Raw genomic sequence first — 24,654 nt, 5'->3', positions numbered from 1 at the left:
GAGAGATTTGAGCAGGAAACGCATTCCCTTCGGTGTGATGCTGCAAGGCCCGGGCGGTCATATGAACGCCTGGAAGCATCCGAGCGTGCCGGCCGATGCCAGCGTCAATTTCGAGCACTATGTCCGTGCTGCGCGCCAGGCCGAAAAGGCCGGTATCGCCTTCGTCTTCATCGCCGACGGCCTCTATATCAACGAGGTCTCCATTCCGCATTTCCTCAACCGGTTCGAGCCGATCGCCCTGCTGTCGGCCCTGGCCGCCTCGACCGCCAGCATCGGCCTGGTCGGCACGCTCTCGACCTCCTATTCCGATCCCTTCACCGTGGCCCGGCAGTTCGGCTCGATCGACGTGATCAGCGGCGGCCGCGCTGGCTGGAATGCGGTGACCTCGCCGCTGGAAGGCTCGGCCCGCAACTACAACCGCGACAAGCATCCTGAACACGCCCTGCGCTACGAGATCGCCGGCGAGCATATCGAGGTGGTCAAGGGGCTGTGGGACAGCTGGGACGACGATGCCTTCCCGCGCGATCGCGAGACCGGCCGCTATGCCGACTTCACCAAGATGCACCGGCTCGATTTCAAGGGCCGCTTCCATGCCGCCGAAGGGCCGCTCAATCTCGGCCGCTCCCCACAGGGCCAGCCGGTGCTGTTCCAGGCGGGTGCCTCCGACGATGGCATCAAGCTCGCCGGCCGCCATGCCGATGCGGTGTTCGCTGGCTCCGAATCCTTCGAGCAGAACCGGGAGCTCTCGCGCAAGCTCAAGCAGAGTGCGCAGGCGCATGGCCGCCAGCCCGATCACCTCAAGATATTCCCCGGCGTTGCGCCCGTCGTGGGCTCGACCGAGGAGGAGGCGGAGCGCAAATACCAGGAGATCCGTGCCCTCGTGACCGATCACGAGGCGCTGCTCTATCTCGGGCGCTTCTTCGATCATCACGACTTCACCGCCTATCCGCTCGACGATCCCTTCCCGGACCTCGGCGATATCGGCGCCAATAATTTCAGGGCCCATACCGACCGCATCAAGCGCGTGGCGCGCGAGAAGAAGCTGACCCTGCGCGAGGTCGCCCTCAACGAAGCGACCCCGCGCTCGCGCTTCATCGGCACGCCCGAAGCCGTTGCCGACGAACTGGGTCGCTGGGTCGAGGGTGGGGCGGCCGACGGTTTCGTGCTCGGCTTCCACGTGCTCAATGCCGGCCTCGACGATTTCGAGGCGCAGGTCCTGCCGATCCTGGAGGCACGCGGCCAGCATCGCCCTGCCCAGTTCGGCACCACGCTCAGGGACCATCTCGGCCTGCCCTATCGCGACAGCCGCTATGCCGTGCCGAGCGCCGGAACCGGCGAGGAGGCGGCCTGATGACGGCGCAGTTTCCCCTGCCTTCGGCCGCTGGAGTCGAAATCGCACTGCAGGGCGACGAGTTCATCGCCCTGCGCCGCAAGCTGCATACCGAGCCCGAGCTCGCCTACAAGGAAGAAAAGACCAGTGCTCTCGTCGCTGGCTATCTGGAAGGCTGGGGCTATGAGGTGGCGCGCAATATCGGCGGCACCGGAGTGGTCGGCACGCTCAGAAGCGGCGAGGGCGGGCGAACCGTCGGCATCCGGGCCGACATGGATGCCTTGCCGATCACCGAGGCCACGGGCCTGCCTTATGCCAGCACGGTGCCGGGCGTGATGCATGCCTGTGGCCATGACGGGCATACCTCGATCCTGCTGGCGGCGGCCAAGCACCTGGCCGAGACGCGTGGCTTTTCCGGCACGCTGAGGGTGATCTTCCAGCCGGCCGAGGAGAATGGTGGCGGTGCCCGCTCGATGATCAAGGACGGGTTGTTCGAGCGCTTCCCCGTCGATGCCGTGTTCGGGCTGCACAATTGGCCGGGCGTGCCCGCCGGTGAGTTCGGTTTCCTCACCGGACCGGCCATGGCTTCGGTGGACCTCGCCATCATCCGCATCATCGGCAAGGGCGGCCATGGCGCCAAGCCCCAGCAGGCGATCGATCCGGTAGTGGCTTCGGCTTCGCTGGTGCTGGCGCTGCAGACGGTGGTCTCGCGCAATGTCGATCCGCTGGAGGCGGTGGTCGTCACCGTCGGCTCGATCCATGGTGGCATCGCACCCAACGTCATCCCCGACAGCGTCGAGCTACAACTGACCATCCGCACCTTCGACGATGCGGTCCGCGAGAATGTGCGCCAACGCATCATCGAGCTGGCGCAGAGCCACGCTGCCTCCTTTGGCGCGCGCGCCGAGGTCCATTATCCGCGTGGCTATCCCGTGCTGGTCAACCATGCGGACGAGACCGCGTTCGCCCGCCAGGTGGCCGCCCGCCATTTCGGGGAAGACCGCATCCGCCGGGGCTTCCGGCCGATCACCGCGAGCGAGGACTTTGCCTTCATGCTCAAGGAGCGACCGGGCAGCTACCTCTTCATCGGCAATGGCGACAGCGCCGACCTGCACAACCCCCAATATGACTTCAACGATGCCATTCTCGTGGATGCGGCGCGCTACTGGGTCGCGCTGGTCCAGGATTATCTTTCGGATAATAGTGAGCCGGCAAAATGACAGATGTCTTCTTCTATACGACTCCGCTCGACGAACAGGCGCGTCCCCTGATCGAGGCGCTCACCTTCGAATATCAGTCGCGCTACGGCAATTATTGGGGTGAACCGGGTTCGGCGGAAATGAGCCGCTATCCCGCCGAGCTCTTCGCACCGCCCCATGGCAATTTCGTGCTCCTGTTGCGCGACGGCGTGGCCATCGCAGGAGGCGCCTTCAAGCGCTATGACGAACGCACGGCGGAATTCAAGCGGGTATGGACCCATGTCGACCTGCGCCGCCAGGGCCTGGCCCGCAAGGTACTGGCCGAGCTCGAGGCGCAGGCCGCCCGTCAGGGCTATAGCCGCATCTATCTCACCACCGGCTTCCGCCAGCCGGAAGCCGCAGGTCTCTATCTCTCCACCGGCTATACCGCCCTGTTCGACGTCACCAAGGATCCCGAGACCTACGGCTCGCTGCCCTTCGAGAAGGACATCGCGCCTCTCGCCGTCGCGGTCGAACCGCTTGTGACAGGCGAAGGGCCGCCGGCGGGCGACAGACTGGTCGCACTCAGCGCTGTCCGCGCCGCCCGCCAGGCTGCCCCGGACCAAGGCCAGGCTGGGCGCAAGGCGGGCTGACAGGCCGGTTTTCACCGACCTTCTTTCGTCATTAATTCTATTATTTCTATGAACTAACTGAATATGAGCAGGAAGGAAGCGCAGCATGGCCTCCACCACGGATTTCGACGGCTTACTCGCGGGCCCGCAATCAGGCAGTGCCCCCGATTATTCCCGCTATCGCGTGGTGCCGGCCCGGCATCCCTGGCGCGCCGTCGGCACGGTGGCGGCCGTGCTCATCCTTGGCATCACCCTGCATTCGATCCTGACCAACCCGAAATGGGGCTGGGCCGTCTTCGCGCAGTACTTCGTCTCCGAGCCGGTTCTGGTCGGGCTCGCCCGCACCGTATTGCTCACCGTGCTCGCCTCCATCTTCGGCTTCCTGCTCGGCGGCACGCTCGCCTTCGCACGGGTCTCGAAATCGCCCCTGCTCGCCGGGATTTCCTGGGGCTATATCTGGCTGCTGCGCTCGGTGCCCCTGATCGTGCTGCTGCTGATCCTCAACAATCTCGGCTATCTCTACACCACGCTCGATCTCGGCATCCCCTATACCGGGATTTCCTTCGCCCAGTATAATCTCGTCGAAGTGCTCAGCCCCTTTGCGGTCGCGCTGATCGGCCTCAGCCTCAACCAGGCGGCCTTCTCGGCCGAGATCATCCGGGGCGGCATCCTCTCGGTCGACCAGGGCCAGCACGAGGCGGCCGCCGCCCTCGGCCTGTCGCGCCGCCGCCATGCCCTCGGCATCGTGCTGCCCCAGGCGATGCGGGCCATTCTGCCGAGCGGCTTCAACGAGATCATCGGCCTGGCCAAGTCGACCTCCATGGTCTACGTGCTGGCGCTGCCGGAACTGTTCTACACCGTGCAGGTGATCTACCGGCGCAATCTCGAAGTCATTCCCCTCCTGATGGTGGCGACGGTCTGGTACCTCATCATCATGAGCGTGCTCTCGCTCATCCAGCTGAGGATCGAGCGGCATTATGCCAGGGGCGCCCTACGGACCACGCCCGCCTCGCTACTAGAACGCATCACGGGGCGCAATAGTAGCCGGCAAAATAAAGCGACGACTGCGGCCCAATCACCAGCGCCGGCGGCGCGCAGGCCCCTGGTTTCGGCATTGCGACCGGCCAGGCAGGAGGGCCTGATCGAGATCCATGGCCTGTCCAAGCGCTATGGCAGCCATACCGTGCTGGACAATGTCAATCTCACCGTCCGGCCCGGCGAGGTTACGGCCATTCTCGGCCCCTCTGGTGCCGGCAAGTCGACGCTGCTGCGTGCGATCAATCATCTCGAACGTGCGAGCGAGGGGTTCATCGCCATCGATGGCGAGCTGATCGGCTATGAGCGCCGCGGCAACGTGCTCTATGAGCTGAAGGAAGGCGCGATCCGCCGCCGCCGTGCTTCGATCGGCATGGTGTTTCAGAACTTCAACCTGTTCCCGCATCTCACCGTGCTCGAGAACATCATCGAGGCACCGGTCTCGGTGCAGAAGGTGCCTCGTGCCGTGGCCCTCGAACAGGCCCGCGATCTCCTCAACCGCATCGGTCTTTCCGACAAGGCGGATGCCTATCCCCGCCAGCTGTCGGGCGGCCAGCAGCAGCGCGTCGCCATTGCCAGGGCCCTGGCGCTCAAGCCCAAGGTCATCCTGTTCGACGAGCCGACCTCCGCCCTCGATCCCGAACTTGTCGGCGAGGTGCTCGAAGTGATCAAGGAACTCGCCACCTCCGGCACCACCATGGTGATCGTCACCCATGAAGTCGGCTTCGCCCGCGAAGTGGCCGATACCGTGGTGTTCATGGAGAACGGCCGCGTCCTCGAGTCCGGCCCGCCTGCCCAGCTTTTCAATGCACCCGCCCATTCCCGCCTCGGCGAATTCCTCGCCAAGGTCCTGTGACGCCCAACGTTTCTTCGACGTCCAAGTTTCTTCGACCTCTATGCCGGCGCGTGGAGAGCCGCCGGCGTGCCCCTTCCTCCCAAGCCCGATCAGGAGACCCCATGACGATCCGTCCTGCCTCTATCGCCGCCGGTGCCCTCGCGGCCGCATTGGCCTTCGGCCTCAACTTTGCTGCCTTCGCCGCCGAGTTCGACCTCAGCCCCGACCAGCCCGGGCGCCTGCGCGCCGACAGGAACGAAGAGGCGATCAAGGCGATTGCCAAGGACGCCAAATTCGCCCGGGACGGCAAGTTCGTGGTGGCGGTCAATCCCGGCCTGCCGCCGATCGCGACCTATGCCACCGATTCCAAGACGCCGGTCGGCTTCGATCCCGATCTCTCCCAGCTGGTGGCCGACAGCCTCGGCAAGGAACTGGTGCTGGAAACGGTGGCCTGGGCGGACTGGCCGCTCGGCCTGTCCTCGGGCAAATACGATGCGGTGATCACCAACGTCACTGTGACCGAGGAGCGCAAGGAGAAATTCGATTTCTCCACTTATCGGCGCGACGTTCTCGGTCTCTATGTCAAGTCGGACAGCCCGATCACTTCGGTGAAGGAGCCCAAGGATATCGCCGGCCTGAAGGTGATCACCGACCCCGGCACCAACCAGGAGAAGATCCTGCTGGCATGGGACAAGCAGAACCAGGCTGCCGGCCTCAAGCCGGTCGAGGTGCAGTATTACGACGACGATGCGGTGAAGACGCTGGCGCTGCAGTCCGGCCGTGCCGACATCACCTTCAGCGTGAACGCCACCCAGGCCTTCCAATCGGCGCAGACGGGCAAGACCAAGCTGGTCGGCACGCTTTCGGGCGGCTGGCCGCTCACGGCCGACATTGCCGTCACCACCCGCAAGGGCGGCGGCCTTGCCGATGCCATCACGATCGCCGTCAACGGCCTGATCAAGGACGGCAAATACGCCAAGACGCTCGCCCGCTGGAACCTGAGCGCCGAGGCGATCGAGAAAGCCGAGACCAATCCCCAGGGCCTGCCGAAGAGCTGAAGCCGGGCGCGACGATACAACACGGATCCGTAAGGCTCTGTCATGGCCGGCTGAGCCCCTTCCCTTCGCCACGCTCAGCCGGGGACGACGGCTCCTTTTTCGAACGAATCCCAGCCAAGAAGATTGCCCATGCCTTCTCCCCTCGTCAGCCATGTCGGCTTCCTCTCGCCGGGCAGCTATCCGGACGATGATCCGGCGGGCGGGCTGGAGCGTACGCTGCGCTTGTTCGAGCTCGGCGAGAGCCTGGGCTTCGACAGCGCCTGGGTACGCCAGCGCCATCTCGAACCGGGCATATCCGCTGCTGCGGTGTTCCTGGCGGCGGCGAGCCAGCGCACCCGCCATATCCAGCTCGGCACCGCGGTGATCCCGATCGGTTATGAAAGTCCCTATCGCCTGGCCGAGGATCTGGCCACCGTCGACGTGCTCTCGCGCGGCCGGCTCAATGTCGGCCTCAGCGCCGGTACGCCGCCGCATGCCGAATTGCTGGCGCCGCTGGTCTTCGACGGCGACTGGCGCTCCAACGATTTCTCCCATGCCAGGGTACAGCGGCTGGCGGACAATCTGCGGGGGCACTATCTCGGCGCCTCCGACAGCCTGATCGACATTCCCGGCGGTCGCATCCGGCCCCGCCTGCAGCCCTATGCCAAGGGATTGGTCGAGCGGCTGTGGTATGGCGGCGGCTCGCTGCGCTCGGTCGAATGGGCCGGCCGCAACGGTTTCAACCTCCTGATGGGCAATGTCACCACGGGCGAGGGCACCGACGATTTCTTCGAGGCGCAGACGCGCCAGCTCGAGACCTATCGCGCGGCATCGGCCCGGCCTCGCATTGCCCTCGGCCGCGTCATCGTGCCCACAGACAGCGCCGATGGAACGACGCGGCGGCGCTATGCCGACTATGCCGCCAGCCGGCATGCCCGCACGCTTGCGCCCAACGGCCCCCGGCGCACGCTCTATGCTGCCGATCTCGTCGGCCCCTCCGACCAGATCCTGGAGCGCCTCGCCGCCGATCCGGTGCTCGCCGGCGTGGGGGAGTTCCGGCTGGAGCTGCCCTATGCCTTCGCCCAGCACGATTACGAGCAGATTCTCACTGATTTCATCCAGCGCATCGCGCCCGAACTTGGCTGGGCGCGAACAGCGATCGCGGCATGACGACGAGATCCACCAAGACAGCCCCTCAAGACAGCCGAGGCCTGACATGAATTCCGGTACTCTCCGCGCTGCCGTGGCCAAGCCCGGCCACATCCACGACAATCTCACCGACCTGATCGGCAATACGCCGCTGCTCGAGCTGCACAATTATGCCCGCAACCGCAATCTGTTCGGGCGGATCGTCGCCAAGATCGAGTTCTTCAATCCGGCCGGCAGCATCAAGGACCGCGCCGCCTGGGCCATCATCGTCGAGGCCGAGGCGGCCGGCCGCCTGAAGCGCGGCGACCTCATCGTCGACGTGACCAGCGGCAATACCGGCATCGGACTTGCCGCCGTGGCCGCCTCGCGCGGCTACCGGGCCAAGTTCTATGTCAGCGACAATATCAGCCAGGACAAGGTCAAGCTGCTGCGCCTCTACGGTGCCGAGGTCGTCACCGTGAACAATGCCTTCTTCCTCGACCCCGAGGCGATCGACAAGATCACGCAGCGCATCCGGGAAGAAAATCCCGCGGCCTTCTTCGCCGACCAGCTCGCCAATCCCGCCAATCCGCGAACCCATTTCGAGACGACGGGCCCCGAGATCTGGCGTGATACCGCCGGCAGCGTCGACATCCTGGTCGGCGGGGTCGGCACCGGCGGCACCACGGCCGGCGCCGGGCGCTTCCTCAAGTCGAAGAAACCGGGCCTGAAGGTGGTGATCGCCGAGCCGGGCGAAGGATCGATCCCGACGGAGGACAATCCCTATCCCGACGAGATCGACGGGGTGCACAAGGTGAGCGAGGTGCCACCGGAGCAATTGCCGAAGAATGTCGATACCGGGATCGCCGACGAGATCATCGCGCTGAGCACCGCGCAGGCCCGGCGAACGGCGCTCGAGCTGGTGGCGGAAGAAGGCATCTTCGCCGGCACCTCTTCGGGCGCCGTGCTGTGGGCCGCCACCCAATTGGCGGCGCGGGCCGAGAACGCCGGCAAGGTCATCGTCGCCATTCTGCCCGATACGGGCGAGCGCTATCTAGGCTCCACCTGGTGGCCGCTCGAGACGGCGCCGGGAGTCCGGGGGGCGGGCGCGGCCCGGTAGTGGCAATGTATGATTGCTCTGCGTGTATCGACATCAGCTCGACCCTCGTCATTGCCGGGCTTTGACCCGGCAATCCAGCCGATCTTTCGATATCGCGGATGGCGAAACTCTGGATGCCCGGGTCAAGCCCCGGGCATGACAAAGGTCTGCGCTGGTGCGAGCGCGTCAGCGATGGCCCGCCTCAATCGACCTGCCCGTTGCTGCGGGCATGGGCCTGGGTGATCTGGCTGCCCGGCGGTACGCTGCGGGTCAGCCAGACATTGCCGCCGATCGCCGAGCCCCGGCCGATGGTGATGCGGCCGAGCACGGTGGCGCCGGCATAGATGACGACGTCATCCTCGACGATCGGATGGCGGGGGCTGCCCTTGACGAGCACCCCGTTCTCATCGGTGGGAAAATGGCGGGCGCCCAGCGTCACGGCCTGGTAGAGGCGCACGCGCTCGCCGATGACGGTGGTCTCGCCGATGACCACGCCGGTGCCGTGGTCGATGAAGAAGCTGCCGCCGATCTCCGCGCCGGGATGGATGTCGATGCCGGTCTTCGAATGGGCGATGTCCGAGATCAGCCGGGCGAGGAAGGTCGCACCCAGGCCGTGCAGGGCATGGGCGAGGCGGTGATAGATGATCGCCGTCATGCCGGGATAGCCGAGCAGGATTTCGGGAAAGTTGGTGGCCGCGGGATCGCCGCGGAAGGCGGCGGTGAGGTCGCTGACCAAGACGCCGCGAATGGAAGGCAGCTGGCTGGCGAAATCGCCGGTGATGGCCAGGGCCTGTTCATGCAGGCTGGCTTCCGGCGGGACCTCCTCACGGGTGAAGGCGAGGCTGCGGCGCACCTGTTCCGTCAACAGGATCAGGGCATTGTCGAGCGTCGAGCCGACGAAATAGTCGATATTGCCGGCACCGATCTCCGACTGGCCGTAGTGGCTGGGAAAGAGGGCGGCCGTCAGCCCATCGAGAATGGTCGTGACCGTCTCGCGCGAGGGCGTGCGGCGGATGCGGCCCTGGTGGCGGATATTGTGGGTGATCTCGCGCGAGAGCCGGAGCTGCGCCACCAGGGCATCGAGGTTCCAGCCGGGCGCCACCGGGTTCGGCGTCCCTCCGGCGTCTTCCTGCAAGGCGATGGCATGCTGCAGGGTCTCGGTCATGGCATGGCCCTTCGTGACGTCGCGGTTGCGCCGGCCTCAGAGGCGACGCCGATGCGGTCCGAATGTTGTAAATTTTATTTTCTACTATTTCTATAGACAAATTATAAATTTCGATCGAAGCTGGATCTCAGACCACATCCACCTCACGGAACCGACCATGACATCTGGCCTTGCCTCACTGCTCTCCCCGGATCGTTCCCGTCTCGGCGCGGGGTGGACAAGCCCGATGGCGGCTAAGGCCTGAGCTGCGTGAGGCCGGGCGTGTCGGGTCCGCGCGAAGCAGGGAGTGCCGTCGAGGCGGGGCGCGCGAGCACCGTGACGAGGGCGCGCTTTTGCCCGCGCACCGCCCATCTGCGTCGGTTGATTGCGCAAGGCCGTATCGTCGCCGCCAAGCAGCAGGCGGGAGCCTGGTTGCGGGAAGCCTATGCCTCGCCGCAATTCCTGACCCTGATCGCCGAACTGCTCGACCCGACCAAGCCCGATCGCAACCGGCGCCGGCCGGCGCCGACGCAATGGCTCGATATCGGCGAGGCCTTCGAGGCTCTGCGCGAGGACGGCTTCACCCAGGACCAGACGATCCTGGTGCTCTCCGACCGCTTTCATCGGTCCGTCGGTCTCATCGAAAAGGCGCTCGCCTTCTATCGGGAGGCTCAACACACGCCCGGTCCGGCGCCGGTACCAAGGCAACCGCCCCTCAAAATCTCGGCACGGAAATAGCCGCATGCCCGCCGGCTCGGCTTATTTCACGCAAGGTATACGGGATTTGAGGAAGCCACGCGGCATGTCGGTTGTTAGGGCATTTGTCCGGGGCTTCGGCGCGCCGGATATACGTCGAATCAAGACTTCTTTCCGCAGCACGAACCAGACAAGGAGCACCGTATGGCCGACGAACCCGCCGTCCGCCGGACATTGAACGAGGCGGCGGCAAGGCAGCTTGCCAACGCCACCAAGACCAGGGCCCAGTGGTCTGGCATCACGCCGCGCTGGCTGGTTTCCTTCCTGCCCTGGACACCGGTGGAAGCCGGCATCTATCGCCTCAACCGGGTCAAGGAAGACCAGGGCGACATCAGCGCCGAGGTCGAGTGCTCCCCCCGCCGCGACCAGGATCCGGACCTGCCGGAGACCTTCGTCGACTATGAGGAGGCGCCGCGCGAATATTCGCTCAATGCCGTCACCACCGTGCTCGACGTGCAGACCCGCGTCTCCGACCTCTACTCCCATCCCTATGACCAGATCCAGGAACAGCTACGGCTCCTGATCGAGAAGGTGAAGGAGAAGCAGGAGAACGAACTGGTCAACAACAAGGAATACGGGCTCCTGCCCAATGCGCAGGCCGGCCAGCGCATCAAGACCCGCACCGGCGCGCCCACGCCCGACGACCTGGACGAACTGATCACCAAGGTCTGGAAGGAGCCCTCCTTCTTCCTGGCTCACCCGCGCGCCATCGCCGCCTTCGGCCGCGAATGCACCCGCCGTGGCGTGCCGCCGCCGACCGTCACCCTGTTCGGCACGCCCTTCCTGACCTGGCGCGGCCTGCCGCTGGTGCCGAGCGACAAGCTCGAGGTCGACGCCAAGGGCAAGAGCAACATCCTGCTGCTGCGCACCGGCGAGAAGAAGCAGGGCGTCATCGGTCTGTTCCAGCCCGGCGTGCCCGGCGAAGTACAGCCCAGCCTGTCGGTGCGCTTCATGGGCATCAACCGCAAGGCGATCGCCTCCTACCTGATCTCGCTCTACTGCTCCTCGGCCATCCTCACCCATGATGCCCTGGCCGTGCTGGAAGGCGTCGAGGTCGGCAAATATCACGACTATCCGGACAAATATGTCTGAGCGAGGCTGATGCCGACAGGGCACGCTGCCCCTCACCCTTACCCTCTCCCCGCAAGTGCGGGGCGAGGGGGCGCCGAGTGTGGCGTCAACTAGGCGAGGCGCTGAGCGTGCTGGAGAAGATGCGACGTCACCCTTACCCTCGCCCCGCACTTGCGGGGAGAGGGTAAGGGTGAGGGGCGACTCTGACCTTGTAGAAGAGCGCTGCTGATCCGATTCCCACCGTATGCCATGATGATCCCCGGTACCGTCCGGCGGACGTCTCCAAGGAGCTCCCGCTCGATGACGACAGGCATTTCCTCTCCCCCGTCCTGGCCGGATCCGGCGGTGCTGGCCGATCTTGCCAACGCCCTGTTCCAGGCGCCCCCTGGCCAGGGCACCGTGCCGCTGGCACCGACCGTGCCGGCCGTCCCCCCGAGCCCGACCCTGGCGCCGGCGCCCTCCATCACCACCAGCGTCGCCCCTCAGGCGCCGGCCCGGCCCCCCGTCGGCCCGCCCGATCTGCCGCCGGTGACCATACCTTCGATCGTGCCGACGCCGAGCATCCCGATCGCGCCCGCCACCGCGCCGCAGGCTTTGTCGGGCGCCTCGGCAATCCCCTCGGACGTGCCGCAGCCGGGCGGTTCGGCCGGCCCCTTCGTGCCTGCCGTGCCCACCCAGATCGACTTCTCGGTGCTGCCGGCCGGCATCGCCGAATTCCTGTCGCTGTTGCGACCCGATGTGGCGGCCGCCGCGCCTATCGAGGCGCCGTCCACGGCTTCCATCCCCGGCTCGATCGCCCAGCCCTCGCAGGACGGCTATTACTTCCTGCGCGACGGCCAGTCCCTGGCGCCCTCGCAGCCACCCGCTCCGCCCGTTGCCGCGCCGCCTTCCGTTCCTCCCGTGCCGCAGCGCCCGCCGTCCGTTCCCGCCCAGGCTGCCTTGCCCGCCGTGCCGGCCGCCTCGCGCCTGCCCGATTTCAGTGCGGTTACCTTGGAATTGCGTCCCGACGCGGTGCCGGACCTCGCTCAGTCAGGCGGTCCCTTCGATGCGAACGCGGTCAAGCGGGACTTCCCGATCCTGCAGACGCAGGTGCATGGCAAGCCTTTGATCTGGCTCGACAATGCGGCAACCACTCAGAAGCCGCAGGCGGTGATCGATCGCCTCAGCCATTTCTACGAGCATGAGAACTCCAACATCCATCGCGCGGCCCATGCGCTGGCGGCGCGGGCCACCGATGCCTATGAGGGCGCGCGCGAGAAGGTACGGCGCTTCCTCAATGCCGGCTCGACGCGCGACATCATCTTCGTGCGCGGCACCACCGAGGGCATCAACCTGATCGCGCAGGCCTTCGGCCGCCGCCATGTCGGGGAAGGCGACGAGATCCTGGTCACCTGGCTGGAGCATCATGCCAATATCGTGCCCTGGCAGATGCTGGCCGCCGAGAAGGGCGCCAAATTGCGTGTCGCGCCGGTCGACGACACCGGCCAAATCATTCTCGAGGAGTATGAGAAGCTCATCAACCCGCGCACGCGCATCGTCTCGATCACGCAGGTCTCCAACGCGCTCGGCACGGTAACGCCGGCCCGGGAGATGGTGGCCATCGCCAAGCGCCATGGCGCCACGGTGATCGTCGACGGTGCACAGTCGGTCTCGCATATGCGCACCGACGTGCAGGCGCTCGATGCCGACTTCTTCGTGTTCTCCGGTCACAAGGTATTCGGTCCGACCGGCATCGGCGTGGTGCATGGCAAGCCCGACGTGCTCGCCCACCTGCCGCCCTGGCAGGGCGGCGGCAACATGATCGCCGACGTCACCTTCGAGAAGACGATCTATCACGGCCCGCCCGAGCGCTTCGAGGCCGGCACCGGCAACATCGCCGACGCCGTCGGGCTCGGCGCCGCGCTCGACTATGTCGAGACAATCGGCATGGATGTGATCGGCCGCTACGAGCATGAATTGCTGGTTTACGCCACCGAGCACATGCTCACCGTGCCCGGCCTCAAGCTGATCGGCACCGCCAGGGACAAGGCGAGCGTGCTCTCCTTCGTGCTCGACGGCTGCCGGACCCAGGATGTCGGCGTGGCGCTCGACCGCGAGGGCATCGCGGTGCGCGCCGGCCATCATTGCGCTCAGCCGATCCTGCGCCGCTTCGGCCTGGAAAGCACGGTGCGGCCGTCACTGGCCTTCTACAATACGTATGAGGATGTCGATGCGCTGGTGGCGGCGCTGAGAAGGATCCAGAGCGGGCGGGGTTGGTGATCCCTAGATCAGCGATAGCTGATTCCGGGAGCGCGGACTTCCAGTCCGCTCTTCATCACCGCGGTTGCGGCGTTTGTGGAAAGGAAGAGCGGACTGGAAGTCCGCGCTCCGAAAGCCTACTTGCCCAGCCAGATCGTGCCCGACGGATTGTCGACGGGGACGCCGACGGCATTGCCATATTCGGTCCAGGAGCCGTCATAGTTGCGGGCGTCGTAGCCGAGCAGGCGCTTAAGGGCGAACCAGCTATGGCTAGAACGCTCGCCGATGCGGCAATAGGTGATGATCGGCCTGGTTCCGTCGATGCCCTTGGCGGCATAGATGCCGCGGATCTCCTCGACGGGCTTGTAGGTGCCATCCTCGTTGACGATGGTGGCCCAGGGCACGTTTTCGGCGCCCGGTACGTGGCCGGCCCGGATCGCCAGTTCCTTCACGCCCTCGGGGGCGAAGATCTTGCCAGCATATTCGTCGGGCGAGCGGATGTCGACCAGCTGGCCGTCGACCTGGCCCTGGGCAAAGCCGAGCACGTCGGGAAGCCGGGCGCGCAGGGCCTCGTTGCGATCGGGCAGCGTCAGCGCCGAGGCGGCAAAATCAGGCACGTCGGCGGTGAGGGCGAGGCCGCGGGCCTCCCAGAGCTTGCGGCCGCCATCCACCAGCTTGGCGCGCTCGCCGAAGCCGTAGACGTCGAGCACCCATACGCCCCAGGCGGCGAACCAATTGTTGTTGTCGCCATAGACGATCACGGTGGTGTCGTCCTCGACGCCCGCCTTGCGCAGGGTGTCCTGCAGCTTCTCGCGCGAGGCGATGTCGCGGTTGACGGTATCGACCAGGTCGCGGTGCCAGTCGAGATTGACGGCCCCCGGGATGTGGCCACGCTCATAGACGGTGGGATCGACGCTGACCTCGAAGATCCGCACCTTGGGATTGTCCAGGTTTTCGAGAAGCCAGTCCGCCGTAACCAGGGATGGGGAAGCCGGTGTCGTCATCGCTTGCCTCGTTGCAGGAGTATCCGGAAGGCGAGCTTAATTCATAAATACACTTAGTCCATAATTTTTATATAATAATCTTGACCAAGCTCCATTCCCTGTCATTATTCCGCCATACCGATTGAAACACGGCCCATTTCTCTGAATTCGGAGCAGGCGGCATGCGAAGCAGGATCGGACTTCTCGGCTTTACGGCCCTCGCCCTCACGCTGCAGACGCCCGCAGCCTTCGCGGAAACGCCGCCGGGGATCGCGGTGGTGGCGCAATCCATCGACGACGTCACCAGCTTCGATCCGGCCGAGGCTTTCGAATCGACGACGGGGCAGGTGGCCAACGCGCTCTATCAGCGCCTGGTGCAGGCCGATCGCGACGAGAGCGCCGCAATCAAGCCGGCGCTGGCCTCGAGCTGGGAAGCGGGTGCCGACGGCAAGAGCCTGACCTTCACGCTGGCCAAGGACGCCAAATTCGCCTCGGGCAATCCCGTGCGGCCGGAGGATGTGATCTTTTCCCTCACCCGTGCGGTCAAGCTCAACAAGGCGCCGGCCTTCATCCTGAACGAACTTGGCTGGACCGCCGACAATGTCGATGCCGCCATCAGCAAGGTCGATGACGGCAAGGTCAGGCTGAGCTGGCAGGCCGATGTCGGTCCGTCCTTCGTGCTGGCCATCCTCACGGCCAATGTCGCCTCCGTGCTCGATGAGGCCGTGCTGGCGCCGCAGGCGAGCGAGGGCGATTTCGGCAATGGCTGGCTCAAATCACATTCGGCCGGTAGCGGCGCCTTCAAGATCAACAGTTACACTGCGCATGAAGCGTTGGTGCTGGACGCCAACCCCACTTCGCCCGGCGGCGGCCCCAAGCTGCAGGGGCTCGTCTTCCGCAATGTCCCCGATCCGGCGGCCCGCCGCCTGCTGGTGGAGCAGGGCGATGTCGACATCGCCCGCGGGCTTGGCACCGACCAGGTCGAGACGCTCAGGGACAAGAGCCAGGTCAGCATCTATGCGACGCCGTCGGCGCGGCTCGAATATCTCCTGATCAATACCAAGGCCAATCCGACCCTCGGCAATCCGGCATTCTGGGAAGCGGCGCGCTATCTCGTCGACTATGAGGGCATCGCCAGGAACCTGCTGCGCGGGCAGTATCGCGTGCACCAGGCCTTCCTGCCCGCGGGATTCCCGGGCGCCTTGGGCGATACCCCCTACAAGCTCGATGTCGCCAAGGCCAGGAAGATCCTGGCTGACGCCGGCATCGGCCCGACCAGGATCAGTTTCCCCGTCTTCAACGAGCCGCTCTTCCTCACCATCGCCCAATCCCTCCAGCAGACCTTCGGCCAGGCTGGTCTTACGCTCGACATCCAGCCGGGTGTGAGCAGCGAGATCTTCGCCAAGGCGCGCTCCGGCCAGTATGAGGTGACCCTGCGCTATTGGGGCCCCGACTATTTCGACCCGCACTCCAATGCCAGCGCCTTCGCCGTCAACAGGGACAACAAGCGTAACACCATCGCCAAGCAGGCGGGCTGGGTGATCCCCGAGCTGAGCGACGAGACGGCCGCAGCCGTCAGGGAACGCGATCCGGCCAGGCGTGTCGCGCTCTACGAGGAACTGCAGCGCAAGATCCAGAAGAACTCACCCTATGTCGTGGTCCTGCAGGACAGCGACGAGGTCGTGCTCGCAAAGGGCGTCACCGGCTATTTCCAGAATCCCCAAGGCGACGTGTTCTACGATCGCGTCGAGAAGCGCGCGGCGCCGGTGCGCGCCGATACCAATTGACGGGAGGCAGGACATGGCCCGCAGCCGAGACAAGCTCTTTCTGCTCGAACCGGGATTTGAGGATCCCAACCGTCCGGGCCAGCGCTTCGTCTGCCCGCACAGCAACCAGATCGAGGGCGTTCTGGCGAGCTTTCCGGAACTCGCCGGCCAGCTCGACATCGAGCGCGTACCCTTCGCCCGGCCGCGCCGGGCGGTGATCGCCGAACTGGGCGAGGCCAACCAGTCCCTGCCGGCTTTGATCCTGGCAGAGGGACCGGTTCCCGACGATGCGGAGCGCTTCGGAGAGGTCGCCTTCGTCAAGCCGACCCAGCGCATTCTGGACCTTCTGGCCGAGCGGCACGGCTTTCCGCGCCTGCACGCCTGAAACCAGCCTTCAACCACCGACGGAGTAAAGCCATGCGCTTGAGACGGCGGGCTCTGGATCAGCTCCTGCAGGGGCGCCATGCCCATAAGGGCGGGCGCACGCTGGCGCAGCGTGCCCGCAACCTGACGGCGATCGCAACGGCCTATTCGTGGGATGAATTGCTGGCCGAACGCGGTATCGGGCAGGTCACGGCCCTCGAGGTCGAGCGCTGGCTCGCCCTGAACGGGCTGCAATTGCGGCAGGCGGGCACCGGACCATTCCGGCATGGCTGACGCCTATCGGGTTTGGGTCGAGGCCCTGGCGGCATCCACCTGCCGGATCTGCCTGAGCGTGCCTGCCCAGCGCTGCAACTGCCCGATCATGACCTCCATGGCCTGGCAAGTCTCCGGGCCGGGCATGAGGCGGCCCTCGGCGTCGATCGCCCGCCAGGCATTGGCGAGGCTCACGCTGTCGCGCAGGGCGATCGCATGCAGCTCGGCGAAGACCAGCCTCAATTGCTCGATGGCCCGCAACCCGCCCGAAATGCCGCCATAGGAGACGAAGGCGATCGGCTTTTCCGCCCATTCGCGGCCGGCCGCATCGATGATCAGCTTGGCGGCGGCCGTATAGCCGTGATTGTATTCCGGCGTCACCAGGACGAAGCAATCGGCGTCGGCCAGCCGGCGGCGCAGTGCCTGCCTCGCCGGGCAATCCTCCTGATGCAGCAAGGCTGCAAGATCGATCTGCTGGGGATCGACGATATCGATGTCGAACTGCCGGGTATGGGCAATCCGCGAATGGGCCCATTGGCCGATGGTGTCGCAGAAGCGGCCGCGGCGGCTGCTGCCATAGATCAGGCCCAGGCGGAGCGGCTGCCTGCTCATGCCGGCCTCCCGTGGTCTTTCGGCTCAAGGCGCCGAAGGCAGGAACGCTCCGTGATTTCCAATCGCTTGGTGTGTCGGTCGATCGCTCGAATCGTCATCGAACCCAGTCTCCATGCAAGGCAGGAGTCTTTCTACAAGTTCAAGTGAACTTGAGATCAAGCAATAAATATGCTTTGATACCGGCATGGATCCGACCCTGACCATCAATCAGATTTCGCGCCGATCGGGCGTCGCGGCGTCGGCTCTGCGCTATTACGAAGAGCGCGGCCTGATCCGGTCCGAACGCGCCGGTTCCGGACATCGGCGCTTTCCACGTTCGACGCTGCGGCGCATCGCCTTCATCGTCTTCGCCCAGCGTCTGGGCATGTCCCTGGAGGAGATCGGGCAGGAGCTCGCTCGCCTGCCCACCGATCACGTGCCGGGCGGCGAGGATTGGGCGCAATTGTCCCAGCCCTGGACCGAGCGGATCGACGCCAGGATTGCCGAATTGCAGCGGCTGAAGAGCGGTCTGACGCGCTGCATCAGCTGCGGCTGCCTGTCGCTGGAATTCTGCCAGCTCGCCAATCCGGACGACCGCGCCGGCCGCCTCGGCCCCGGGCCTCGATATTGGGTGGCGACGCGCAACAATTGAGGCCGCCGGCCGGCGGCCTTCGTCTTCGATAGCTGGACGCGAGCTCGATTGCCGGGTCAAGCCCGGCAATGGCAAAGGTCGGGCCAAGTCGATCCGCCTATTGACGGACGAAGCCTTACTCCATGCCGAGGGCCTGGAGATACAGCTCCAGGATGGCATCTTCCTCGGCGCGTTCGGCGGCCGGCTTTTTGCGCAGGGACACGATCTTGCGCAGGATGGTGACATCGAAGCCGTTGGCCTTGGCCTCGCCATAGACTTCCTTGATGTCGTCGGCGATCGCCTTCTTGTCCTCTTCGAGGCGCTCGATGCGCTCGATGATCGACTTGAGCTGGTCTGCGGCGACCGAGGTTGCGTCCGTCATTGCTTACTCCTGAGACAAATTTGGGGGCGGATGTGGCTGATAAAGCCGAGTCGGGTCAAGTCCCAGAGCGTTCTGCGATTTGGCGGAACCGCCGAGAATCGCAAAGGCGCCTCGAAAACCGCCTTGAAGGTTTCCGATAAAGGTTAGGGATTTCCTCACCTGCCTTGCGGAAGGCCGCGACAGGGATCGCCGGGTACGTCTTGCCACAGCCACCATCATCGATCCGAGGGCTGGATCTGAGGCCCGGTGCGCGATCCCCAATGCTCGATGCGCCGGATGGCGGGATCGATGATCAGGGGCGACAAGGCGCGGGCGATACGGTCGGCCCAATCCTGCGCGCCCTCCTGGGTGCCGATGAGGTCCTGGCGCAGTTCGATCAGGGCGTGGGGCAGGCCGCGCAGCGTGGCGTGCTGGTAGAGCGTATCGCCTTCCAGGGCACCATCATAGGGCTCGTTGTCGCCCACCACCAGGGCGGCATCGCGCTTGAAGGCCTCGATCAACGGCCTGGCGATGCGCGGATCCTTGTCCCAGAGCAGGGTAACGTGCCAGGGGCGCGGCACCCCGCGCCAGACCGGCGTGAAGGAATGCACCGAAAACAGCACCGGCACGATGCCGCGGGCGAGCTTCTCGTTCACCAACTCGCCGATCGCCCGGTGATAGGGCCGGTGGAAACGCTCGATCCGCCGGGCGATCTCGGCATGGTCGGCGCGGGCATTGCCGGGCACCAGGGCGCCGTCGGACAGGCGCATCACCAAAGTGGGGTCGTCGGCGCCGCGATTGGGATCGATCAGCAGGCGCGAGAAGCGGGTGAGCAAGGCGGGGGCCCGCAGCCGTGCCGACAAAGCGTGCGTAACCGCCCGCGCCCCGATGTCATAGCCGATATGGCGTTCGAGCTGTGCCGGCGGCAGGCCCAGCGTGCCATAGTCGGCGGGCAGGACGTTGGAGGCGTGGTCGCAGAGCAGGATGAGACCTGAGTCGGGCTGGCCATCCAGCCTTTCGATGGGCGAAAAATCGGACTGCAAGGGGGTACTGACCAAAGGCACGGATATTGTGGGATCGGATGAGGCAGCATAAAGACGAGCCTGAGCCGGCGCCACCGCCAATGCACCTTCCTCATCCGCGAATTCGAGCGGATGCGGATAAGCCGGTTCGCATGCGTGACCTGCCAGGAACCTCTTCCGATGAGCTCTGCAGTCCAATCCGCGGCCCCGGCGCGAAGCGCCTTCTGGCCTGCTTTCGCGGCGCTGATCGCCGGGGCCATGGCGATGGGCATTTCGCCGATCCTGGTGCGGCTGACGGATGTCGGGCCTTTCGCCAGCGCCTTCTACCGCGTGCTGCTGGCCCTACCGGTGCTCTATGCCTGGATGCGGATCGAGGAAAGCAAGGCCGATACGCCGGACACCGGCCCGGCCTTCTCCCTGCCTGTGATTGCCACCGGTGTGTTCTTCGCCGCCGACCTCTTCTTCTGGCACCTCGCCATCACCAATACCACGGTGGCCAATGCGACTTTCTTTGCCACCATGGCGCCCTTGTGGGTGGTGATCCTCGGCTGGCTGGTCTATCGGCGCAGGGCGAGCCGCGCCGCGATGATCGGCCTCGGCCTGTGTCTGCTGGGCGGACTGGCCCTCGTCGTCCAGTCTCTTGGTTTTGCCCCGGGCCATCTCATCGGCGACGGTTTTGCCGGGGTGACGGGACTCTTCTTCGGCGCCTATTTCCTGGCCGTGGAGAAGGCGAGGCTGCGCCACCGCGCTGCGCGGCTCACCTTCTATATGTCAGTGGTGACCGTGGTGATCCTGGCCGTGGCGGCGCTATGGGCGACCCAGAGCCTGGGTCAGCGCTTCCTGCCGGCAGGGGCCACCGGCTGGCTCGTGCTGATCGCGCTGGCCTGGGTCAGCCATGCCGGCGGGCAGGGGCTGCTGTCGGTAGCGCTCGGCTCGCTGCCGGTGGTGTTTTCCTCGCTGGTGATCTTCCTGGAGGCCGTGGCGGCGGCAGCGCTCGGCTGGCTGGTCCTGGACGAACCGGTCTCCCTGCTGCAGGCGCTCGGCGGCCTGGTCATCATCGCCGGCATCTGGGTTTCGCGCCCACGGCCGACCTGAGAACGGAGCCGAGGCAGAAATCAATGGTGGCAACCGCGGTCTACGCCTTCTTGCCGCCTTTCTTGCGTCCGAACGAAACGGTATCAAGAGGGCTCCCAAGGCCGAATCGCTCCGGATGATCTCTTCCTCTCTTCGCCTCCCGCTCGCCGCGGCCGTGACCTGCCTGGCATCCTTGTTCGCCGCCGGCCCGGCCATGGCTGATTTCCGCCTGTGCAACAACACCTCCAGCCGGGTGGGGGTTGCCGTCGGCTATCGCGACAAGCAGGGTTGGCTCACCGAGGGCTGGTGGAATGTCGCGGCGCGCAGTTGCGAGTCCATCCTGAAGGGCCCGCTGGCGGCACGGTTCTATTACGTCTATGCGGTCGATTACGACCAGGGCGGGGAATGGAGCGGCAACGCCTTCATGTGCTCGCGCGACAAGGAATTCACCATTCGCGGTTTCGAGAACTGCCTGGCGCGTGGCTATAACCGTACCGGCTTTTTCGAGATCGACACCAGCGAACAGAAGGCCTGGACGGTCCAGCTTTCCGAGCAGGCTCAGAACGGGGCGAAGCCCAAATCGAACGCTCCAGCCGACATGCCTCCCGCGCAAGGGCCTTCGGCTCCGGCCGCACCGGTACCGGCTGTCCCACCCGCCTCCGGCGCGGCGCCCGCCCCGGCCAATCCGCCGGTCGTGACCACGCCGCCGGTGGTCTCCCCCGCGGCGCCGTCGCCGATGACGCCGCAGGATGTGCCGGCTCCTGCCGCACCTGCGCAGCCCGCCGGGGAGTCGCCGAACCCGCCAGCAGTGAGCCCGCCCGCCCCGGCCAATCCGCCTCAGGACGGGGCGCCGCCGCAGCCCGGTGCCGACGGTCCTCCCCCTGCGGAAGGGACACCAACCACGCCCGCGCCCCCTCTGCCGCCCGAGCGACCACCCTCGGCACCCTAGAGCCAAGCCCGTTCAGGGTACTAATGCAGTCCATTGAAGGAGGAGCCGCTCCCAATTGTCATAGCCGGGCTTGACCCGGCTATTCAGAAGCCACACGCGCAAGGCGGAGATCCAGGCTGGATTGCCGGGTCAAGCCCGGCAATGACGAAGATCGAACAAAAACATAGACGCTTAGGTGAACCGCATTCGTTCAGGGGACGCGTCTTTGCGATTCGAGGTGATTCCGCTCGATCGCAAAACGCTAGGGGCGAATTAGCGGGCCAGCGTGGCATTTATGTCACTTAACTGGCGTGAAAATCGGACTAGAGTGCCATCTCATCCTTGCGGATGCGCTGTGTCAGCGCCACGAGATCCGCGCAAAAAACCAAGATAAGAAAGAAACAGTCGTATGCGACGCCAGCGAAAAGTAAAAATTCTCGCCACCTTGGGTCCTGCCTCGTCGTCGCGGGAGATGATCGCCCATTTGTTTCGCGCCGGTGCAGACCTGTTCCGCATCAATATGAGCCACACCTCGCATGACCGCATGCGCGAAATGGTGGGCCTGATTCGTGACGTCGAGAAGGAATGCGGCCGGCCGATCGGCATCCTGCTCGACCTTCAGGGCCCCAAGCTGCGGATCGGCGAATTCGCCGGTGGCGCCGTGCAACTGGCCAATGGGACCAGCTTTACCCTCGATTCGGACCCGACGCCTGGCGATGCCAGCCGTGTCTACCTGCCCCATCCGGAAATCCTGTCCGCCCTGCGGCCCGGCCATACCCTGCTGCTCGATGACGGCAAGGTGCGGCTGAAGACCACCGAGGCGACCGGCGACCGCGCCGTCACCGAGGTCATCGTCGGCGGCAAGATGTCGAACCGCAAGGGCGTTTCGCTGCCCGATACCGAGATCGCCGTCTCGGCGATGACGCCCAAGGATCATGCCGATCTGGAGGCCGGGCTCGGCGCCGGCGTCGACATCGTGGCCCTCTCCTTCGTGCAGCGTCCCGAGGACATCCTGGAGGCGCGCGAGATCATCCAGGGCCGCGCCCTGGTGATGTCGAAGATTGAAAAGCCCCAGGCGATCCTGCGTCTCGACGAAATCTTCGAAGCCTCCGACGCCCTGATGGTGGCGCGCGGCGACCTCGGTGTCGAACTGCCGCTCGAAAAGGTGCCCGGCCTGCAGAAGCGCATCGTGCGCGGTGCGCGCAAGCTCGGCAAGCCGGTCGTGGTGGCGACCCAGATGCTGGAATCGATGATCACCTCGCCCGTGCCGACGCGCGCCGAAGTGTCGGACGTGGCGACGGCCGTCTATGAGGGCGCCGATGCCGTGATGCTTTCGGCCGAGAGCGCTGCCGGCGAATTCCCGCGCGAGGCGGTCGCGACCATGAACCGCATCGCCGAGGAGGTCGAGCGCGACGTCCTGCACCGTACCATCATCAACGCCCAGCGCAGCGAACCCGAGCAGACCGGCGCCGACGCCATTGCAGCCGCCGCGCGCACCATCTCCGAAACGCTCGATCTCGCCGCCCTGATCGCCTGGACGGCCTCGGGTTCGACCGGCATCCGCATCGCTCGCGAACGTGCCGAGAAGCCCCTGCTGGCGCTGACGCCCAATGTCGGCACGGCGCGCCGCCTCGCTTTGGTCTGGGGTGTCCATGCCGTGCTGACCGACGATGCCCGCGACATCGGCGACATGGTCGATCGCGCCTGCCGCCATGCCTCGCAAGACGGTTTCGCGCAGACCGGCCAGCGCGTGCTGATCATGGCGGGTATTCCCTTCGGCACGCCGGGCGCGACCAATATGGTGCGTATCGCCGTGATCGGAGCGGATGGTGGCGAAGGGGCCTGATGGCTGCGTCGCGACAGTTTCATAGACAAGTTAGCCGGCAATAATATTGCCGGCTAATTTTTTGATTCAATGGCTCCAAATCTCAATGTCCTGCCGAAAGTCGCCAAAGACGGGTGATCGTTCGCCCGACCCGGCTGGGGCACGTCGGCATCTTTGTGAAGTCGCACTTCCGAGCTGTTTTTAAATAGTCAGCTAACTATTGTGCGGCTTGCCGCATCGAGTCGCGCTCGTCGGCTGCCTGGGCGATGCTGCCGATCGCCTCCAGCACCATTTGCTTGGCCGTGTAGTGGATCTGATGGCCGCCACCGGGAACCAGGACCAGACGGGACCCCTGCACCTGCCGATGCAGCGCCTCGGCATGGATGCTGGTCGACACCACATGATCGGCCGGATCGGCGACGATGGCGGTGGGGACGGTGATCTCGTGATAGCGGGAAGACTGGGCCGTCAGGCAGGCCTTGAGGACGGCGACATCCTGCCCGTTCCAGCGGAACTCGTTTGGCCGCAGTACCAGCGCGGCGCTGGCCTTGCGGACATAATCGGTCGGCGCTTCGCCCGGCCTGAAGGAGTCGTCGACCGACTTCTTCAGGCCCCAGCTGCCAACCGGGGTCATCACGGTGTGCACGAAAAGCCGCCCGAGCACCGGCAGGGCGGCGAGGCGGTAATACCAGTTGATGCCACCCGGCCAGGGATGGGTGGCTCCGGCCAGCACCACCAGGCCGGCAACCCGATCCTTGTATTCGACGGCCAGCAGCGTGGCGAGGGAGCCGGCCAGGGAATGGCCGACGACGATGAAGCGGTCCACGCCGTGCGTATCCAGGGCTGCCATCACCAGCTTGGCCTGTGCCGCGGTGGCGGCATCGCCGCGGCCGTTCGGCCGGTCGCTCCAGCCATGCCCCGGCCGGTCCACCGCGATCACGCGACGCTGGCGTGCCAGGTCCTCGCCGATGCCGAAGACGATGTCGCGGGCATTGGAGGTGGCGCCATGCAGCAGCAGCACCGGCAGCTTCTCGCCGCCATGACCGGCACCGAGATCGATCAGATGCAGCCGTCCGCCGGGCACGGGCGCGAACACGCCTTCGGGCGGATTTTCTGCAGCGATGCGGGCGGCGATGACAGCGGTGGCCTGGATGGCTCCGAGCACATGGGCAAGGAGGAGAATGCCGATGAAGAGCAGAAAGAGGGTCAATCGCGGCCTTTGGCGTGCTGATACCGGTAGGAAATATGCTTCTAGCCGTTTTGCAATCGGGTCGAAAGTCCCCCGGGATGGCAGGCTTCGGGCCACGGCCTTGCGGTGATGGCGCAGGAACAGGGAGGGGCGATCTCCAGCCCG

Annotated in this window: 23 protein-coding genes; 17 read left to right on the top strand and 6 right to left on the bottom strand. The window is 65.5% G+C overall.

The features are described from left to right. Positions 1 to 37: 37 nt before the first annotated feature. The 7 genes from ABXS05_RS07795 (at position 38) to ABXS05_RS07765 (ending at position 8,295) form a co-directional block, all read left to right on the top strand. Positions 38 to 1,351 (top strand): LLM class flavin-dependent oxidoreductase, encoded by a 1,314-nt coding sequence (locus tag ABXS05_RS07795; RefSeq protein ID WP_437178645.1) that lies wholly within the window; start codon positions 38 to 40, stop codon positions 1,349 to 1,351. After that, the gene (locus tag ABXS05_RS07790) at positions 1,351 to 2,550 is read left to right on the top strand and encodes a M20 aminoacylase family protein (protein ID WP_367623484.1); all 1,200 of its coding nucleotides are present in this window, start codon (positions 1,351 to 1,353) and stop codon (positions 2,548 to 2,550) included. The genes ABXS05_RS07795 and ABXS05_RS07790 overlap by 1 nt, the downstream gene beginning before the upstream one ends. Next, complete coding sequence (locus tag ABXS05_RS07785; protein WP_367623483.1) at positions 2,547 to 3,161, top strand: GNAT family N-acetyltransferase; 615 nt, start codon at positions 2,547 to 2,549, stop codon at positions 3,159 to 3,161. The genes ABXS05_RS07790 and ABXS05_RS07785 overlap by 4 nt, the downstream gene beginning before the upstream one ends. An 85-nt stretch (positions 3,162 to 3,246) precedes the next feature. Beyond that, positions 3,247 to 5,031, top strand: coding sequence for an amino acid ABC transporter permease/ATP-binding protein (locus ABXS05_RS07780; RefSeq protein ID WP_367623482.1), 1,785 nt, complete (start codon positions 3,247 to 3,249; stop codon positions 5,029 to 5,031). Positions 5,032 to 5,132: 101 nt separating this feature from the next. Next, positions 5,133 to 6,068 (top strand): ABC transporter substrate-binding protein, encoded by a 936-nt coding sequence (locus ABXS05_RS07775; RefSeq protein ID WP_367623481.1) that lies wholly within the window; start codon positions 5,133 to 5,135, stop codon positions 6,066 to 6,068. Between the two features lie 129 nt (positions 6,069 to 6,197). After that, complete coding sequence (locus ABXS05_RS07770; protein WP_367623480.1) at positions 6,198 to 7,217, top strand: LLM class flavin-dependent oxidoreductase; 1,020 nt, start codon at positions 6,198 to 6,200, stop codon at positions 7,215 to 7,217. Between the two features lie 46 nt (positions 7,218 to 7,263). Continuing rightward, complete coding sequence (locus ABXS05_RS07765) at positions 7,264 to 8,295, top strand: PLP-dependent cysteine synthase family protein (RefSeq protein ID WP_367623479.1); 1,032 nt, start codon at positions 7,264 to 7,266, stop codon at positions 8,293 to 8,295. Positions 8,296 to 8,476: 181 nt separating this feature from the next. Here ABXS05_RS07765 and epsC read toward each other — a convergent pair whose 3' ends face one another. Continuing rightward, entirely contained in the window at positions 8,477 to 9,439 is a 963-nt protein-coding gene (gene epsC / locus ABXS05_RS07760; protein WP_311934008.1) for a serine O-acetyltransferase EpsC, read from the bottom strand. Positions 9,440 to 9,700: 261 nt separating this feature from the next. On the opposite strand from epsC, the gene ABXS05_RS07755 reads away from it, so the two are divergent. The 3 genes from ABXS05_RS07755 (at position 9,701) to ABXS05_RS07745 (ending at position 13,504) form a co-directional block, all read left to right on the top strand. After that, on the top strand, positions 9,701 to 10,156 hold the full coding sequence (locus tag ABXS05_RS07755; RefSeq protein ID WP_311934007.1) for a hypothetical protein: 456 nt from the start codon (positions 9,701 to 9,703) through the stop codon (positions 10,154 to 10,156). Positions 10,157 to 10,318: 162 nt separating this feature from the next. Then, on the top strand, positions 10,319 to 11,266 hold the full coding sequence (locus ABXS05_RS07750; RefSeq protein WP_068283297.1) for a family 2A encapsulin nanocompartment shell protein: 948 nt from the start codon (positions 10,319 to 10,321) through the stop codon (positions 11,264 to 11,266). Positions 11,267 to 11,545: 279 nt separating this feature from the next. Next, on the top strand, positions 11,546 to 13,504 hold the full coding sequence (locus ABXS05_RS07745) for a family 2A encapsulin nanocompartment cargo protein cysteine desulfurase (RefSeq protein ID WP_367623478.1): 1,959 nt from the start codon (positions 11,546 to 11,548) through the stop codon (positions 13,502 to 13,504). 116 nt (positions 13,505 to 13,620) lie between these two features. On the opposite strand, the gene ABXS05_RS07740 is transcribed toward ABXS05_RS07745, so the two are convergent. Beyond that, the gene (locus tag ABXS05_RS07740; RefSeq protein WP_367623477.1) at positions 13,621 to 14,487 is read right to left on the bottom strand and encodes a sulfurtransferase; all 867 of its coding nucleotides are present in this window, start codon (positions 14,485 to 14,487) and stop codon (positions 13,621 to 13,623) included. Positions 14,488 to 14,648: 161 nt separating this feature from the next. Here ABXS05_RS07740 and ABXS05_RS07735 point away from each other — a divergent pair, with 161 nt between their 5' ends. From ABXS05_RS07735 to ABXS05_RS07725, 3 genes are read left to right on the top strand one after another with little or no spacing between them, the layout of a single operon-like run. Beyond that, positions 14,649 to 16,253, top strand: a complete 1,605-nt coding sequence (locus ABXS05_RS07735; protein ID WP_367623476.1) for an ABC transporter substrate-binding protein — start codon at positions 14,649 to 14,651, stop codon at positions 16,251 to 16,253. A 13-nt stretch (positions 16,254 to 16,266) separates the two neighbouring features. Next, positions 16,267 to 16,617 (top strand): DUF3088 domain-containing protein, encoded by a 351-nt coding sequence (locus ABXS05_RS07730; RefSeq protein WP_367623475.1) that lies wholly within the window; start codon positions 16,267 to 16,269, stop codon positions 16,615 to 16,617. A gap of 32 nt (positions 16,618 to 16,649) precedes the next feature. Continuing rightward, positions 16,650 to 16,889, top strand: coding sequence for a hypothetical protein (locus ABXS05_RS07725; protein WP_311934002.1), 240 nt, complete (start codon positions 16,650 to 16,652; stop codon positions 16,887 to 16,889). A gap of 3 nt (positions 16,890 to 16,892) precedes the next feature. On the opposite strand, the gene ABXS05_RS07720 is transcribed toward ABXS05_RS07725, so the two are convergent. Continuing rightward, positions 16,893 to 17,480 carry an NADPH-dependent FMN reductase gene (locus ABXS05_RS07720; RefSeq protein ID WP_367623474.1) on the bottom strand — a complete coding sequence of 196 codons (588 nt, stop codon included), beginning with the start codon at positions 17,478 to 17,480 and terminating at the stop codon, positions 16,893 to 16,895. Positions 17,481 to 17,664: 184 nt separating this feature from the next. Between ABXS05_RS07720 and soxR the strand changes: the two genes are divergently transcribed. Beyond that, entirely contained in the window at positions 17,665 to 18,111 is a 447-nt protein-coding gene (soxR, locus tag ABXS05_RS07715) for a redox-sensitive transcriptional activator SoxR (protein WP_367623473.1), read from the top strand. A 115-nt stretch (positions 18,112 to 18,226) separates the two neighbouring features. Here the strand turns inward: soxR and ABXS05_RS07710 are convergent, their stop codons facing one another. Both ABXS05_RS07710 and ABXS05_RS07705 read right to left on the bottom strand, forming a co-directional pair. After that, the gene (locus tag ABXS05_RS07710) at positions 18,227 to 18,472 is read right to left on the bottom strand and encodes a DUF2312 domain-containing protein (protein ID WP_068283279.1); all 246 of its coding nucleotides are present in this window, start codon (positions 18,470 to 18,472) and stop codon (positions 18,227 to 18,229) included. 215 nt (positions 18,473 to 18,687) lie between these two features. Continuing rightward, complete coding sequence (locus ABXS05_RS07705) at positions 18,688 to 19,515, bottom strand: N-formylglutamate amidohydrolase (protein WP_437178637.1); 828 nt, start codon at positions 19,513 to 19,515, stop codon at positions 18,688 to 18,690. 138 nt (positions 19,516 to 19,653) lie between these two features. Here ABXS05_RS07705 and ABXS05_RS07700 point away from each other — a divergent pair, with 138 nt between their 5' ends. The 3 genes from ABXS05_RS07700 (at position 19,654) to pyk (ending at position 23,321) form a co-directional block, all read left to right on the top strand. Beyond that, entirely contained in the window at positions 19,654 to 20,568 is a 915-nt protein-coding gene (locus ABXS05_RS07700) for a DMT family transporter (RefSeq protein WP_367623472.1), read from the top strand. 115 nt (positions 20,569 to 20,683) lie between these two features. Next, a complete protein-coding gene (locus tag ABXS05_RS34855; RefSeq protein ID WP_415081992.1) occupies positions 20,684 to 21,496 on the top strand; it encodes a DUF1036 domain-containing protein in 813 nt (270 codons plus the stop codon). A gap of 388 nt (positions 21,497 to 21,884) precedes the next feature. Continuing rightward, positions 21,885 to 23,321, top strand: coding sequence for a pyruvate kinase (pyk, locus tag ABXS05_RS07690; protein WP_311933998.1), 1,437 nt, complete (start codon positions 21,885 to 21,887; stop codon positions 23,319 to 23,321). A 196-nt stretch (positions 23,322 to 23,517) separates the two neighbouring features. Here pyk and ABXS05_RS07685 read toward each other — a convergent pair whose 3' ends face one another. After that, positions 23,518 to 24,510: an alpha/beta fold hydrolase gene (locus tag ABXS05_RS07685; protein ID WP_367623471.1), complete on the bottom strand. Its 993-nt coding sequence runs from the start codon at positions 24,508 to 24,510 to the stop codon at positions 23,518 to 23,520. Positions 24,511 to 24,654 lie beyond the last annotated feature (144 nt).

Origin of the sequence: Labrys neptuniae, assembly GCF_040797145.1 — a bacterium.
Lineage (GTDB): Bacteria > Pseudomonadota > Alphaproteobacteria > Rhizobiales > Labraceae > Labrys > Labrys neptuniae.
This window is presented reverse-complemented; position numbering and strand designations above follow the sequence as displayed.

Bases quoted from the DNA above. Each gene is read 5' to 3' on its own strand.
- pyk (WP_311933998.1), top strand. From the start codon at position 21,885: ATGCGACGCCAGCGAAAAGTAAAAATTCTCGCCACCTTGGGTCCTGCC.
- ABXS05_RS07775 (WP_367623481.1), top strand. From the start codon at position 5,133: ATGACGATCCGTCCTGCCTCTATCGCCGCCGGTGCCCTCGCGGCCGCA.
- ABXS05_RS07700 (WP_367623472.1), top strand. From the start codon at position 19,654: ATGAGCTCTGCAGTCCAATCCGCGGCCCCGGCGCGAAGCGCCTTCTGG.
- ABXS05_RS07745 (WP_367623478.1), top strand. From the start codon at position 11,546: ATGACGACAGGCATTTCCTCTCCCCCGTCCTGGCCGGATCCGGCGGTG.
- ABXS05_RS07740 (WP_367623477.1), bottom strand. From the start codon at position 14,487: ATGACGACACCGGCTTCCCCATCCCTGGTTACGGCGGACTGGCTTCTC.
- ABXS05_RS34855 (WP_415081992.1), top strand. From the start codon at position 20,684: ATGATCTCTTCCTCTCTTCGCCTCCCGCTCGCCGCGGCCGTGACCTGC.
- ABXS05_RS07730 (WP_367623475.1), top strand. From the start codon at position 16,267: ATGGCCCGCAGCCGAGACAAGCTCTTTCTGCTCGAACCGGGATTTGAG.
- ABXS05_RS07765 (WP_367623479.1), top strand. From the start codon at position 7,264: ATGAATTCCGGTACTCTCCGCGCTGCCGTGGCCAAGCCCGGCCACATC.
- ABXS05_RS07785 (WP_367623483.1), top strand. From the start codon at position 2,547: ATGACAGATGTCTTCTTCTATACGACTCCGCTCGACGAACAGGCGCGT.
- ABXS05_RS07780 (WP_367623482.1), top strand. From the start codon at position 3,247: ATGGCCTCCACCACGGATTTCGACGGCTTACTCGCGGGCCCGCAATCA.
- ABXS05_RS07710 (WP_068283279.1), bottom strand. From the start codon at position 18,472: ATGACGGACGCAACCTCGGTCGCCGCAGACCAGCTCAAGTCGATCATC.
- ABXS05_RS07770 (WP_367623480.1), top strand. From the start codon at position 6,198: ATGCCTTCTCCCCTCGTCAGCCATGTCGGCTTCCTCTCGCCGGGCAGC.
- ABXS05_RS07790 (WP_367623484.1), top strand. From the start codon at position 1,351: ATGACGGCGCAGTTTCCCCTGCCTTCGGCCGCTGGAGTCGAAATCGCA.
- ABXS05_RS07725 (WP_311934002.1), top strand. From the start codon at position 16,650: ATGCGCTTGAGACGGCGGGCTCTGGATCAGCTCCTGCAGGGGCGCCAT.
- ABXS05_RS07735 (WP_367623476.1), top strand. From the start codon at position 14,649: ATGCGAAGCAGGATCGGACTTCTCGGCTTTACGGCCCTCGCCCTCACG.
- ABXS05_RS07795 (WP_437178645.1), top strand. From the start codon at position 38: ATGCTGCAAGGCCCGGGCGGTCATATGAACGCCTGGAAGCATCCGAGC.
- ABXS05_RS07720 (WP_367623474.1), bottom strand. From the start codon at position 17,480: ATGAGCAGGCAGCCGCTCCGCCTGGGCCTGATCTATGGCAGCAGCCGC.
- ABXS05_RS07750 (WP_068283297.1), top strand. From the start codon at position 10,319: ATGGCCGACGAACCCGCCGTCCGCCGGACATTGAACGAGGCGGCGGCA.
- epsC (WP_311934008.1), bottom strand. From the start codon at position 9,439: ATGACCGAGACCCTGCAGCATGCCATCGCCTTGCAGGAAGACGCCGGA.
- soxR (WP_367623473.1), top strand. From the start codon at position 17,665: ATGGATCCGACCCTGACCATCAATCAGATTTCGCGCCGATCGGGCGTC.